9 protein-coding genes are annotated in these 13574 nt (G+C 67.6%); 6 read left to right on the plus strand and 3 right to left on the minus strand.

Going from position 1 to position 13574, the window contains the following annotated elements:
- Positions 1–5 precede the first annotated feature (5 nt).
- The 4 genes from VGK32_14240 to VGK32_14255 all read left to right on the plus strand — a co-directional run bounded on the left by VGK32_14240 (position 6) and on the right by VGK32_14255 (position 6656).
- Complete coding sequence (locus tag VGK32_14240; GenBank protein ID HEY3382931.1) at positions 6–998, plus strand: D-cysteine desulfhydrase family protein; 993 nt, start codon at positions 6–8, stop codon at positions 996–998.
- 7 nt (positions 999–1005) lie between these two features.
- Positions 1006–2391 carry an MBL fold metallo-hydrolase gene (locus VGK32_14245; GenBank protein HEY3382932.1) on the plus strand — a complete coding sequence of 462 codons (1386 nt, stop codon included), beginning with the start codon at positions 1006–1008 and terminating at the stop codon, positions 2389–2391.
- A gap of 27 nt (positions 2392–2418) precedes the next feature.
- The gene (locus VGK32_14250; protein ID HEY3382933.1) at positions 2419–4344 is read left to right on the plus strand and encodes a hypothetical protein; all 1926 of its coding nucleotides are present in this window, start codon (positions 2419–2421) and stop codon (positions 4342–4344) included.
- A gap of 92 nt (positions 4345–4436) precedes the next feature.
- Positions 4437–6656 carry a peptidylprolyl isomerase gene (locus VGK32_14255; GenBank protein ID HEY3382934.1) on the plus strand — a complete coding sequence of 740 codons (2220 nt, stop codon included), beginning with the start codon at positions 4437–4439 and terminating at the stop codon, positions 6654–6656.
- A gap of 17 nt (positions 6657–6673) precedes the next feature.
- Here the strand turns inward: VGK32_14255 and VGK32_14260 are convergent, their stop codons facing one another.
- The 3 genes from VGK32_14260 to VGK32_14270 form a co-directional block, all read right to left on the minus strand.
- Complete coding sequence (locus VGK32_14260; protein HEY3382935.1) at positions 6674–7723, minus strand: LD-carboxypeptidase; 1050 nt, start codon at positions 7721–7723, stop codon at positions 6674–6676.
- 61 nt (positions 7724–7784) lie between these two features.
- Complete coding sequence (gene ftcD / locus VGK32_14265) at positions 7785–9458, minus strand: glutamate formimidoyltransferase (protein HEY3382936.1); 1674 nt, start codon at positions 9456–9458, stop codon at positions 7785–7787.
- 264 nt (positions 9459–9722) lie between these two features.
- Entirely contained in the window at positions 9723–11327 is a 1605-nt protein-coding gene (locus tag VGK32_14270) for a thiamine pyrophosphate-binding protein (protein ID HEY3382937.1), read from the minus strand.
- 101 nt (positions 11328–11428) lie between these two features.
- Between VGK32_14270 and VGK32_14275 the strand changes: the two genes are divergently transcribed.
- Together VGK32_14275 and VGK32_14280 are read left to right on the plus strand one after the other, a co-directional pair.
- The gene (locus tag VGK32_14275; GenBank protein HEY3382938.1) at positions 11429–12418 is read left to right on the plus strand and encodes a SpoIIE family protein phosphatase; all 990 of its coding nucleotides are present in this window, start codon (positions 11429–11431) and stop codon (positions 12416–12418) included.
- 199 nt (positions 12419–12617) lie between these two features.
- On the plus strand, positions 12618–13532 hold the full coding sequence (locus tag VGK32_14280) for a M55 family metallopeptidase (GenBank protein ID HEY3382939.1): 915 nt from the start codon (positions 12618–12620) through the stop codon (positions 13530–13532).
- Positions 13533–13574 lie beyond the last annotated feature (42 nt).

The raw sequence follows: 13574 nt of genomic DNA on the forward strand, positions 1-13574 counted from the left end.
CGGCCATGTCCAGACCTGACGAGCGGGCCCTCGAGGCCCTTGGATCCATCCCCCGTCTTGCACTCGCGCACTACCCGACGCCCATCGAGGAGTTGTCGCGTCTTCGCGACGCGATCGGCGGCGGTCCGAACCTGCTGATCAAGCGGGACGATGCCCTGTCGTTCGGATTCGGGGGGAACAAGGTCCGCAAGCTCGAGATGGTCGTCGCGCGGGCGCAGGCGGACGGCGCCGACACGCTGATCACGACCGGTGGTGTGCAGTCGAACCACGCGCGCGTGACGGCCGCTGCCGCGGCGCGCCTGGGAATGCGGTGCGTGATTGTCGCCAACGGGACGCCGCCCGAACGCTTGAGCGGCAATGCGCTGCTCGACGCGCTGTTCGGTGCGGAGATCCAGTACGTCGCCTCCCGCGCAGAACGGGCGCCCACGATGGCCGCGACGGCCGAGCGCCTGCGCCTGGAGGGCCATCGTCCCGTCGTCATTCCGCTCGGCGCGTCGACACCGCTCGGCGCGCTGGGGTTCGTGAAGGCGATTGGGGAACTCGTCTCGCAGATGCCGAGCCCGCCTGACTACATCTTTCACTCGACCTCGTCGGGAGGTACGCAAGCAGGCCTCGTCGCCGGCTGCGCGCTCCACGCCGTCGCGACGCGCGTCATCGGCATCAGCGCCGACGAAACCGTGGCGGGAATCCAGTCCACCGTCCATTCGATCATCGAAGGGATGGGCGAGATGCTGAATATCGATGGGCGCGCCCTCGCGGCGGCCCGACCGATCGAAGCCGATGACCGGTTCGTCGGCGACGGCTATGGAATCCCGAGCCAGGCCTCGCGCGAGGCGCAGTCGCTGCTCGCACGCAGCCAGGCGCTGGTCGTCGACCACACCTACACGGCGAAGGCCCTGGCCGGCATGATCGGCTGGATCCGCGAGGGCCGGATCGCGGCGCACGAGACCGTGCTGTTCTGGCACACAGGAGGGCAGGTCGGGATCTTTGCGCTATAGTTCCCCAATGCCATCTCTGACCTTCCTGGGTGCCGCGCGCACCGTGACCGGTTCCAAGTATCTGCTCGAGGTGAACGATCGCCGCGTCCTCGTGGACTGCGGGATGTTCCAGGGACTCAAGGAGCTTCGTCTCCGCAACTGGGAGCCGCTGCCGGTTCCCGCCGATACGATCCACGCCGTCGTCCTCACGCACGCACACATCGATCACAGCGGGTTCCTGCCGCGGCTGTTCGCGCAGGGATTTCGCGGCCGCGTCTTCTGCACGCCCGGGACCGCCGACCTGTGCAGGATCGTCCTGCCCGACGCGGGTCGGATTGCCGAGGAGGATGCGCGCGAGGCGAACCGCCACGGCTACACCAAGCACGACCCGGCGCTGCCGCTGTTCACGGAAGCCGACGCGTACCGCGCGCTCGGCAACCTGCAGCCCGTCGGGTTCGATCGGCCCGTGCCGGTCACCGAGGGTGTGACGGTACGCTTCGTCAATTCGGGCCACCTGCTCGGATCCGCGTTCGTCACGCTCTCGCTCGACGAGGCCGGCGGCCGCCAGGTGGTCTTCAGTGGCGACATTGGGCGGTACGATCGGCCCATCCTGCCCGATCCCCTGCCGATCCGCGAGGCGGACATCCTGCTCGTCGAATCGACGTACGGCGACCGCGTCCACGAACCCGACAACGACGGTGCGGCGCTCGCGCAGATTGTCAACGACACGATGAAGCGCGGTGGCAAGGTGGTCATTCCGGCCTTTGCCATTGGCCGCGTCGAGGAGATCATCTACTGGCTGAAGAAGCTGGAAGATGCCGGCCGCATTCCCGTCGTGCCCGTGTTCCTCGACAGTCCGATGGCGCTCGAGGCACTGAAGTACTACACGCAGCGCGCAAGCGAACTGGACCCGGACGTGCAAACGATGCGCGGGCAGGTGTCGGCGTTCATGACGAAACGGTTCCAGGCCATTGCCACGCCGAAGCAGTCGGCAGAGCTGACCGGGTCGCGGATCCCGTCGATTGTGGTCTCGTCGAGCGGAATGGCGACCGGCGGCCGCGTGCTCAGCCATCTGAGGGCCACGCTGCCGAACCCGCGCAACACCGTGCTGTTCTCCGGGTTCCAGGCGGAGGGCACGCGCGGGCGCAAGCTGCTCAACGGCGAGCGCGAGGTCAAGATCCACGGCGAGCTGGTGCCCGTGAACGCCCAGATCGCTCAACTCCATTCGATGTCGGCGCACGCCGATTCCGACGAACTGCTTCGCTGGCTGTCCGGCTTCGAGCGCGCGCCGAAGCTCACCTTCGTCGTCCACGGCGAGCCGCAGACGGCCGAGACGTTTGCCGGGAAAATCGCCGAGAAGCTGCAGTGGCCGGTGAGGGTTCCGGATTACCTCGAGTCGGTTGAGCTTCCGTAGCTGGTCACAACCCCATAGGACCCCGAGATGTCTGAGCGCACGTACCTGCTCGCGCGCGTCGATGAAGCGGCCATCGTTCAGCTGTATGCGGACGGGTTCGCGTCGCTGCCGCTTCGTGAAAAGGTCCTGATCTGGCACCTCTACAATGCGGCGCTCGCCGGTCGCGACATCTTCTACGACCAGCGCTACGCTCACAGCCTCGAGATGCGGACGGTGCTCGAGGAGATCCTGACGCACGCCGACGGAGTCGAGCCGGCCACGCTCGCCGAACTCCGGCGATACACCACGCTCTTCTGGCTGAACACGGGTCCGTACAACTACCTCACCGCGCGGAAGTTCGTCTTGAACTGCGCGCCGGCGGACCTTGCCGCGGCCGCGCGCGCCGCCGCGGAGTCCGGCGCCCGCTTTCCGGCGGCCGAGGGCGAGTCGCTCGACGTGATGCTCCGACGGATGGAACCGCTGTTCTTCGACGCGTCGTTCGAGCCGCTGTGCACCTGCAAGACGCCCGGTGGGGGGCGAGACATTCTCGAGTCGAGCGCGAACAACCTCTACCGCGGCGTGACCATGGCGGAGGCCGACGCGTTCGACGAGCGGTACGCGCCGAACTCGCGGCTGGTGAAGAAGGACGGCGGGCTGGTCGAGGAGGTGTACCGCCTCGGCGGGCGCTACTCGGCCGCGATTGTGCGCATCGTGTCGTGCCTGGAGGCCGCGCTGCCCTACGCCAGCCAGGCGATGGCGACCGCGCTGCGGGCGCTCATCGCGTCGTATCGAACGGGAGAGTCCGAGGACCGCGCCGCGTACGACATCGCGTGGGTGGCGGACCGATCGTCGCCCGTCGACACGATCAACGGGTTCGTCGAGTCGTACCTCGACGCGCGCGGCGTCAAGGCGGCGTGGGAAGCCCTCGTGTTCTACGTCAACAAGGACAAGACCGAAGCGATCCGCGCCCTGGCCCGGGAAGCGCAGTGGTTCGAGGACCACATGCCGTGGGACCTTGCGTACCGCAAGCAGGGGATCCAGGGCGTCACCGCCAGCGCGATCGACGTGGTCATCGAGACGGGAAACGCCGGCCCCATCACGCCGGTCGGGATCAACCTGCCGAACGACCAGCAGATCAGGGAACAGCACGGAAGCAAGTCGGTGTCGCTCTCGAACGTGGCCGAGGCCTACGAGAAGTCGTTGTCGCCGGCCTACCGGCGCGAGTTCTCGTGGACGGCGGGAGAGGCGGCGCGCGGCGAGCGGTGGGGCGCGTTCGCAAGCGAGCTCACGACCAACATGCACGAGGTCATCGGCCACGGATCCGGACGCGTCGAGGAGCGGCTGAAGGGCAACCCTCAGGGAGCCCTGAAGGAGCAGTACTCCGCGCTGGAAGAGGCGCGCGCGGACCTCGTCGGCCTGTATTTCATCCCGGATCCGAAGCTCGTCGAACTCGGCCTGATGCCTGCCGAGAGTCGCGACGAGATCGTGCTGACCGCGTACGAAGCGTACGCGCGGAACGCGCTCGTTCAACTCCGGCGGATGCGCGAGGGGACACAGATCGAAGAAGACCACATGCGCAACCGCCAGTTGGTCGTGCACTGGCTGATCGCGAATACCGGTGCCATCCAGGTACGGCGGCGCGAAGGCAAGACGTTCTACGTGATGACCGACGCCGCGGCGTTCCGTGACGGCGTCGGGCGGCTGCTCGCCGACGTGCAGCGGATCAAATCGACGGGCGACTACGAGGCCGCCAAGGCGCTCGTCGAGACGTACGGCGTCCATTTCGACGCCCGGCTGCGTGACGAAATCGTGTCGCGCGTCGAGGAACTGCAACTCCCCTCCTACACCGGCTTCGTCATGCCCAGGCTCGAGGCGGTGAACGATGCGTCCGGGACGATCGCGGACGTGGCCATTTCGTACCCTATGGACTTCACCGCGCAGATGCTGGAGTACTCGGGACGGCGGTCGTCATGACGCGGGAGCGACGCTGCCGCGCCAATGACCGGTGATGGTGACTGCTCCCGGAGTGATCTCTCTGGCGGAGTGGTTCTTCCGGAAGGCGGCCGATGCCATACCTGACACTGTTCCTTACGGCCCTGACGGTTCTGCTCTGGAACGTCGGCGGGGCGGAGTGTGCACCGCCGCTTCCCGGGATGACGCGCGCCGCCATCCGGCAGGCCGAGTACGATCGGGCGGCAACCGCCGATCAACTGCAATTGCTGGTGATGGCGGCGACGTCGGCCACCCCGGAGATGCAGGTTCTCGCGGTGCGCGCCCTCGGCCGTCTCGAGCGACCGGCCCTGAAGGACCGATTGGTTCCGCTCCTGGGCGCCACGAATGCCCGCGTTCGCGCCGAGGCGGCAGACGCGATCGCGCAGACGTGCGGCAGAGATGCCGGGTGTGCCGCCAGCGTCCAACCGGCGCTCGTCGAACGACTGCAGGGGGAGAAGGACGCCGACGCGCGCGGCGCGATCTGCGAGGCGCTCGGACGTCTGCCGATTGAACCGCCCGCCGAGATCGCGCACATCGAGCGCGTGTTGTTCGATGTGGCCTCCCGCACGGAGGTGATACGCAACGTGGCGGTGACCCAGAACGCCGCGGGGACACGGCCGGGGTCAATCCTCGCGCTGAGCGTCGCGCCGAAGACCAGGGTCGCGGTGCCGGCACCGGCGTTGATCGGGGCGCTCCGGGGGCTGGAGTCGCTCTCCCGCCTTGAGGCCAAGCGACACCGCTTCTCGAACGACACGATTGACCGCCTGCGGCACGTCGCGCTCGACACGCACGACGCCACGTCCAGCCTGGCCGCCGCCCGCCGAAGCACCGCGCCCGACGAGTCCGCCAGCATCCGGCGGCTCGCGATGCGCGCCCTCCTGCCGATGGGTGGCGTGGACCTGCCAACCGTGCAGCACGCACTCGACGACCCGGACGATCAAGTGCGGCGCCTGGCGTTGCTGGCACCGGCAGCCGACAGGGCTGCGGTCGATCGCGGGTTGCAGGACTCGGCGTGGCTGGTCCGGGTCGAGGCACTGACCGTGTACGGCCGTCGGTTCCAGGCGACCGCGGGCTGTCAGCCTATCCTGGCGGCGATCGGCGCAACAGCCGACCACGTGTCGCTCTTGGCGATCGACCTGCTCGGCCGCGGGTGCCGGCCCGAGGACCGCGCCGCCGATCTCCTGCTCGATCTCGCGGTCGGCATCAGCTCTGCCTCGCAGGTGATGCAGACGCCGCCGCCCGGCGTTGCTGTCATGCACCGGTGGCACGCCCCCGCACACGCGATCGTGTCGCTGGCGAAGATCGCGCCAGACCAGGCCAGGCCGGAATTGCAGCACTTCCTGAAGGTTGAGCCGTGGCAGGCCCGGATGTACGCGGCGCACGCGGCAACCGAACTGGGTGATGCCGCGGTGCTGCGGAGCCTCGCCCGCGACCCGGACGCCAACGTGCGCGAGGCTGCGGTCGGCGGCCTCGCGAAGACGGTCCAGCACGGGGCGGACCCGGTCTATGTCGAGGCCCTGCGCGCGAAGGACTATCAACTGGTAATGACGGCGGCCGGCGCGCTGTCTGGAACCCCCGATCGATCGACGGCAATCCCGGCCCTCCTCGCGGCGCTCGCGCGGCTCACGGCAGACGACAGTGACACGTCCCGGGATCCGCGTCAGGCCATCCTGGATCGGCTGAAGGAGTTGGGTGGACGCGACCAGGCGGCCGCGCTCGGCCCCTATCTGAGCGATTCGGACACGCAGATCGCGGACTCCACGGCGGGCCTGATCAGCGCTTGGACCGGCGCGCCCGTGAAGGCCACGCCCGCACCGCGCAGACGGTTTGCGCTGACGGTGACCGACGGGGACGTGGCCCGTCTGGCGAAGACACGAGTGAGGGTCACGATCAAGGACCTCGGGTCGTTCGAACTTCGACTCTTCGCGGATTTCGCCCCGGCTTCATCTGCCCGGTTCGAAATGATGGCGCGGGAAGGCTACTACAACGGCCTGACGTTCCATCGCGTGCTCCCGAACTTCCTGATCCAGGGCGGAAGTTTCGGTGCCAACGAGTTTGCCGGCTCGTCGCGATACATGCCGGACGAAGTCGGCCGCATCTCGCAGACCCGAGGCACGCTCGGTACCTCAACACGCGGTCGCGACACCGGCGACGCGCAGTTCTACATCAACCTGGTCGACACGCCGCGCCTCGACCACGACTACACCATCTTCGCGGAGGTTGTCCGCGGTATGGACGTCGTGGGCCTGATCCTCGAGGGAGACGTGATCGAAGGAGTGAAGCTGAGCCAATAGGAGTCAGGAGCCGGGAGTCAGATCACCGCGGGTTCCAGCATCCGGATCGTGCCCTTCGTCGCGTCGATTTCGACCTCGATCCCCTCTGCGATCGTGAACTGACGGTCGATGTGGCCGATCATCGCCCCGTACCACGCTGGCACGCCGAGCGGTTTGACGTGATCGCCGAGGACCTCTTCGAGGGTCAGCGACCCGTATCCCTCGCCGGGCCCGCAGTTCGTGCAGTTGCCGAAGACGACGCCACGGAGCCTGTCGAGGATCCCCGCGAGCTTGAGCTGCGTGAGCATCCGGTCCACCCGGTAGATGTTCTCCTCGACTTCCTCGACGAACAGGATGCGGCCGGTCCAATCCGGCAGGTAGCCCGATCCGACGATCCCAGACAGCACCGACAGGTTCCCGCCGAGGATCCGACCGCGCGCAATGCCGGGCGTGATCGTCGTGATCCGGTTCGCGGTCTGCACCAACTGGTCGCCTGTCTCCTTGATGTTCTCGAACGTCACCGCCTCGCCGGCCACGAGCACCCGCTTCGCATAGTCCACGCTGAACGGTTTCCATTTCGAGATGCCGACGGGACCATGGAACGTCACCAGTCCGGTCTTTGCGAAGATCGGAACGAGGAGCGCGGTCAGGTCGCTGTAGCCCATCAGGATCTTCGGGTTCTTCGCGATCATGCTGAAGTCGATATACGGCAGCAGGCGCGCGCAGCCCCATCCCCCGCGAACGGCGAGGATCGCATTGACCGATGGATCCGCGAACATCTGGTTCACGTCGTCCGCACGGTCCTTGTCCTTGCCGGCCAGGTAGCCGTAGCGGTCGCGCGCGTGCGCGCCGGGCCGGGCTTTCAAGCCGAGCGCCTCGACAACCTCGACCGCGAACTGCAACTCGGTCGACTCGAACGTGGCGCTGGCGGGCTCGATGAGGCCAACGGTGTCACCGGCTCTCAGGCGCGGCGGTTTGATGATGGCCTGGCCACCAGATCGGGGCTGCGCGGCAGCCGTGCGGGAGAGTCCGGCAACCAGCGCGGCAGTGCCGGCGCCGTGCAAGAACTGACGTCTCGTGGCAGTCATGGCAGTCTCCGAGGGCGGTCGTGTGCGGCGGGATTCGCGGGGGCGGCCCTGGCGTCGCCGATCAGACCGCGAACGTCCCTTTGACCCGAGCGACGACCTGTTCGCAGAGCCGACCGCTCTCCTGAACGAGCGCATCGGTTTCGGTGCGGCAGTTCTGCTTGAAGCCTTCGTCCTTCACGGACCCGAGGTTGATCAGCACGTTCAGCACGGCCCCCTCGACGCCGGCGCGAGCCATCAGGGCGGCCACGCCCGCGTCGGACGCCGAGTTGGTGTTGCCCGCCTGCGCGACCTCCAGCGACAACTTCAGCGCGTCGAGGCAGGACTTCGCCGTCTGCAGCGGCACTCGTGATGCGTGCCGGTAGCCTTCTTCGAGCGCCGCATTCCGCGCGGCCTGCTGTTCAGGCGTCGCCTTCGGCAGGCGCATGGCGGCCATGACTCCGTTGAACGCGTCGGTATCCTCGTCGATCGCGGACACGAGTTGATCCTTGACGTGCTGGGCGCGCTCGGCCAGATCCGACAGTCTGGTCCAGGACGCCTCGTAGCCCTTCTTGCCGACGGTGAGGTTGGCCACCATCGCCGAGAGGCCGGCCGCAAGGCTGCCGGCCAATGCCGCAACCGACCCTCCACCGGGCGCCGGGGATTCCGACGACACCTCGTCCACGAACCGATCGACGGCCAGCGACACCAGCGGACTCCGCGTGCGGAACTGGTACTCGATGATCTTCTTGTCGGGATCGAACGCGCCCAACTGGTCGAGGCCGAGTGACCGGATGGCCGCCTCCACGATCTCCCGCTCGGGGCCGCCGGCGGACTTGCCCTGTTTTCGCAGGTAGAACCTGCCCGCGTCGATCAGCGGCTGAAGCGGCATCAGGCCGACCAGCTCCGAGCCAGTGACGATGAGCCCGATCTTCTCGGCTTCCTCGCGCACGGTCTCGAAGACGACGTGCAGTGGCGTCGTGTTGAAGTTGATGAGGTTGATCGACACCTGCGCCTGCCGATACTGCTCGATGTACCATCCGATCGCGCGCACGGCCTTCAACCTGCCTGGGGTCTTCACCTGGGTGCCGTGCTCGTCAACGACAGGATTGCCCTGCTTGTCGCGCTTCAGGCGGCCGCCCTCGCGGATGTTCAGCGCGATCTCGTTCGCGAGCTTGCGGTCGCGGGTGTTCAGGTTGACGTTGTAGGCAATCAGGAACTCGCGCGCGCCGACGACCGGCGCGCCGAAGCGCGGGTCGAATCGCGCCGGACCGGCATCGGGCGCCCACTCCGGATCCTGCAGCTTGCGCTCGAGACCTTCGTATTCGCCGGTCCGGATGTTCGCCAGGCTGCGGCGCTTCTCCGATGTCGCGGCGTACTCGTAGAAGTAGACGGGCAACTGGAGCTCGTCGCCGATGCGGCGGCCGATGCCCCGCGCAATCTCCACGCACTCATCCATCGTCACGCCCGAGATGGGCACGATGGGACAGACGTCCATGGCGGCCATGCGGGGATGCGCCCCGTGGTGCTTGGCCATGTCGATGAGTTCGTACGCCTTGTGCGCCGCCTTCAGCGCGGCGTCGGCCACCGGTTCCGGTGCGCCGACAAATGTGAAGACCGTGCGGTTGGTGTCGGCGCCGGGATCGACGTCGAGCAACTTGACGTCGGCGACGCCCTTGATCGCATCGGCTATCGCGTCGATGACGGCGCGGTTACGACCTTCCGAGAAGTTCGGGACGCATTCAACAAGCCTGGCCATCGGTGCCTCCGAGAAGTGAGCCAGACTACTTCGTGCGTTGTGTGAGGGTCAAGCCGCCTTCGCGCTCCGGCGGGCCAGGGCCAATTCCGCCTTCGCGCTTCGGCGGGCCAGGGCCGATCTCGCGCTCTGCGCTTCGGCGGGCCAGGGCCGATCCCGCGCTTTGCACTTCGGCGGGCCAGGGCCGATCCCGCGCTTTGCGCTCCGGCGGGCCAAGGCCAATTCCGCACTCCGCGCTTCGGCGGGCCAGGGTTGGGCGCCGCGGCCTCACACCACGAGATCGTACTCCGCGGGATCGACGACGGCCTCGATGAGTGTCGGCCCGGTGCTGCCGAGCGCCGAGGCGAACGCCGCGCGGAACGCCTCCTCGTTCTCCGCGACAACGACCGGTGCGCCGAATAGCGTGTCGCTCGCACGATAGTTGTCGCCGTAGATCTGCACACCAGTCCAGGCGAAGTGTCGGCGCGTCTGTTTCACGCGGATCAGGCTCAGATACCGATCGCGCAGGACGACGAAGACGATGGGGAGGTGCAGGCGTACCGCGGTGTTGATCTCGCCAAGCATCATCAGGTAGCCGCCGTCGCCCGTGCACGCCACGACCTGCTGCTCGGGGCGCACCAGCTTGGCGGCAATCGCCGCGGGGATTGAGAAGCCCATCGACGACCAGCCGTTCGACACGAGGAAGTGGCCGGGCCCGCGAGTGTCCCAGAGTTGGCCGATCAGGTGCGTGTGCGCACCCACGTCGGCAACCAGGACGCCGTCCGACGCCAGTCTCTCGCGCACGGCGAGCAGGACGTGGTGGGGGGTGAAACCGCGAGACGGCGGTGTGAGCGCGTCGAAGAGCCGCCGACGATGGGCGGCGAGCGCCGACAGATCCCACCCGTGCGAGAACGGCGCGACGCGAGCGAGATACTCGAGCGACTGTCGGATGTCGCCGACCGCTTCGCAGGCCAGTTGGTGTGTCGGGGCGAGATCGGCGCGCACCGTGTCGATGTGCACAACCGGCACATCCCTGCCGACCCAGTCTTCGTAGTTGAACTCGACCGGATCGTAGCCAACGCCGACCACGAGATCCGCCGGCCTGCAAAAATCCGCGACGATGTCACGCCGCGCCCGGCCGACCACACCGACAAAGTGCGGGTCGTCATCCGGGATGTGGCCCTTCGCCATGAGGGTCGAGACGACCGGCAGGCGGTGCCGTGCGACGAACGCGCGCAGCGCGTCGGTGGCGCCGGCGCGGTTCATCGTCAGGCCCACCGCGACCAGCGGGCGCCGGGCGCCGCGAATCGCATCCTCCGCCTGTTTCAGTGTGGCGTCCAAGGGGCCGTCGATTCCGACGACCGCGCCGGGGAAGCCGCCTCCGAGTCCTGGCGATTCTTCCTCGGCGACATCCTCCGGGAAGTCGAGGTGCACGGGCCCGGGTTGCTCTGCCTGCGCGACAGCGATGGCCTTGCGCAGCGTGTCCTCGACCGACGTCGCGTCGAGTTCAGCCGTCCATTTCGTCACCGGTGCGTAGAGCGCCTGGTGATCGATCTGCATCTGGACCGTGCGTCCGCGCCACGTCCGGCCCATCTTGCCGGTGAAGGCGAGCAACGGGACCCGATCGAGCAGCGCGTTGCCGACGCCCGTCGTCATGTTCGTGGCGCCCGGCCCGAGCGTGGACAGGCAGGCGCCCGGCCGACCCGTCAGGCGGGCGGTGACGTCGGCCATGAAGCCGGCACAGGCCTCGTGGGTCACCAGGACGAACTCCACGCCGCTGCCGTGCATGGCCTGGATGAACCGCGTATTCTGCCCGCCCGGGTAGCCGAAGACGTACCGGATGCCGGCACGTTCGAGGGCCTGGACGATGACTTCCGAGGTGTTGAGCATCATGGTGGTCCGGAAGCGTACGACAGATGGCGCCCGGAAATCACTCCCGGAGAGATTTCCGCGGGTAGAATAGAAAAACGGACCCAGTTCACGGGGGGATTCGCATGGCCACGCCAGCACACAACATCCGCGCCCAGCTCGTCGACAGGCGTGAACGGCTCGAGGGCCTGATTGGGAAGGGGCCACCCGCACCCGAGCTCGATCGGCTGCTGGTCGAGGTCGAACATGCGCTCGAGCGGTTCGCGGTTGGGACCTATGGCGTCTGCGAAACGTGCGGCGACCCTATCGAGGCCGTGCAACTCGAAGCCGACCCGCTGAGCCGGTTCTGCCTCGACCACTTGTCCCCTTCTCAGGCGCACGCGCTTCAGCAGGACCTCGACTTGGCCGGTCGAGTGCAGCGAACGCTCCTTCCGCCAGGACAGGTCGTGGCTGCTGGGTGGGAGATGGCCTACCGCTACGAACCGCTCGGTGCGGTCAGTGGCGACTACTGCGACATCGTGCTGCCGTTGGGACCTGATGGAGGGCTCTACTTCCTGCTCGGCGACATTTCGGGGAAGGGCGTGGCCGCGTCGATGCTGATGGCGCACCTCCACGCCAGCGTGCGCACGCTGCTCAGCCTCGAGTTGCCCCTGTCACAGGTGGTCGCCCGCGCGAACCGCGTCTTCTGCGACAGCACGATGTCGAATCACTACGCGACGCTGGTCTGCGCGCGGCTGTCAACGAACGGGGAGGTCGAGCTCTGCAACGCCGGCCACTGCCCGCCGCTGCTGGTGCACGGGAGCGACGTGACGCCCATCGAGGCGACCGGCGTGCCGGTCGGCCTGTTCTGCGTCAACGACTATCCGGCCCGGCGCCTGACGCTGGCGCCGGGCGACGCGCTCGTCCTCTATACCGACGGCGTCACCGAAGCGCGCAACCGCACGGACGAGGAATACGGAGAAGCCCGTCTCGCCTCGCTCGTGGCGGGCTTGTCCGATCGGTCCTCCGAGGCTGTTGTCGCCGCGTGTGTGCAGGCTGTCTCGATCTTCCGTGGTGGGCGAACGGCGACCGACGATCTGACGGTGATGGTCGTCAGGCGGGTTGCCGCGAACTGAGAGCTGGGAAGGCGGATCACGACGTTGCAACGAGCACACAAAGGACGCAGAGCACTCCAGCGGGCCTGCGAGCGCTCCGCCACGCGGCAGCCGCAAAGGGCGGAGAGACCGGAACCTCAGTGTCTCGGTGCCTCGGTGGCTTCGGTGTTGGCGGTGAGGCGAAGAGGCCGGCAGCCGGCACGCACGAGAGGGTACATTCATGCATGATCGACCGGTATTCGTCGTTGTACTCCTGGCAGCCGTCCTGTTGATTGGCGCCCTGCCGCTCGCGGCGCAGTCTGGCCCGCGTCCGATCAAGAAGCTGTTCATCTCCGTGGACATGGAGGGCGTCACCGGCGTCGTGCAGCCGGCGCAGCTCGGGCCGGCCGGCTTCGAGTACGCGGCCGCGCGCGAATGGGTGACCGGCGAGGTGCGCGCCGCGATCGACGCCGCCCGCGCCGCCGGCGTCACCGAGTTCGTGGTGTGCGACTCGCACGGCAACGCGCAGAACCTGCTCATCGACAAACTGCCCGACGACGTGCGCGTCGTGCGCGGGTTCCCACGGCCGCTCGAGATGATGCAGGGGATCGACCAGACGTTCGACGGCGTCCTCCTGATCGGCTATCACGCCAGCGAGTGGAACGTGGACGCCGTGCGCAGCCACACGATCTCGAGCGCGCGCCTGCTGGGCATCAAGCTGAACGGCGCGGGGGTGATGGAAGCCGTATTCAACGCCGCGATTGCCGGCCACTTCGGCGTGCCGGTGCTCTTCATCTCCGGTGATCGCATCGCCGTGAACGAGATGCAGAAGACGCTGCCGCAGGTGGAAGGTGTCGTGGTGAAGGAGCCGATCGGCTTCCATTCCGCGATGACGGTGACGCCGGCCCGCGGGCGCCAGCTCATAGCGGAGGGCGTGAGGCGGGCGCTCGAGAAGGCCGGCCGACCGGCCCCCTACAAGCTGAAGACGCCCATCGATCTCGAGGTCGGCTTCAAGTTCACGCCCGACGCCGAGCGAGCCGCCTACATCCCGGGCCTGTCGCGTGTGGACGCCCACTTCGTGCGCGGCACGTTTGCCGACATGCCGACCGTGACGAAGCTGATGCAGGTCCTGACGAGTCTGGAACCGATTCAATAGGCTGTGGGCTCTGGACTCCGAGCTCTGGGCGTAGCATAGGGA

Source organism: Vicinamibacterales bacterium (assembly GCA_036504215.1).
GTDB lineage: Bacteria > Acidobacteriota > Vicinamibacteria > Vicinamibacterales > Fen-181 > FEN-299.

What these genes read in the sequence shown, in the direction of transcription:
- VGK32_14240 (HEY3382931.1), top strand. Translation starts at nt 6, where the DNA reads ATGTCCAGACCTGACGAGCGGGCCCTCGAGGCCCTTGGATCCATCCCC.
- VGK32_14245 (HEY3382932.1), top strand. Translation starts at nt 1,006, where the DNA reads ATGCCATCTCTGACCTTCCTGGGTGCCGCGCGCACCGTGACCGGTTCC.
- VGK32_14250 (HEY3382933.1), top strand. Translation starts at nt 2,419, where the DNA reads ATGTCTGAGCGCACGTACCTGCTCGCGCGCGTCGATGAAGCGGCCATC.
- VGK32_14255 (HEY3382934.1), top strand. Translation starts at nt 4,437, where the DNA reads ATGCCATACCTGACACTGTTCCTTACGGCCCTGACGGTTCTGCTCTGG.
- VGK32_14260 (HEY3382935.1), bottom strand. Translation starts at nt 7,723, where the DNA reads ATGACTGCCACGAGACGTCAGTTCTTGCACGGCGCCGGCACTGCCGCG.
- ftcD (HEY3382936.1), bottom strand. Translation starts at nt 9,458, where the DNA reads ATGGCCAGGCTTGTTGAATGCGTCCCGAACTTCTCGGAAGGTCGTAAC.
- VGK32_14270 (HEY3382937.1), bottom strand. Translation starts at nt 11,327, where the DNA reads ATGATGCTCAACACCTCGGAAGTCATCGTCCAGGCCCTCGAACGTGCC.
- VGK32_14275 (HEY3382938.1), top strand. Translation starts at nt 11,429, where the DNA reads ATGGCCACGCCAGCACACAACATCCGCGCCCAGCTCGTCGACAGGCGT.
- VGK32_14280 (HEY3382939.1), top strand. Translation starts at nt 12,618, where the DNA reads ATGCATGATCGACCGGTATTCGTCGTTGTACTCCTGGCAGCCGTCCTG.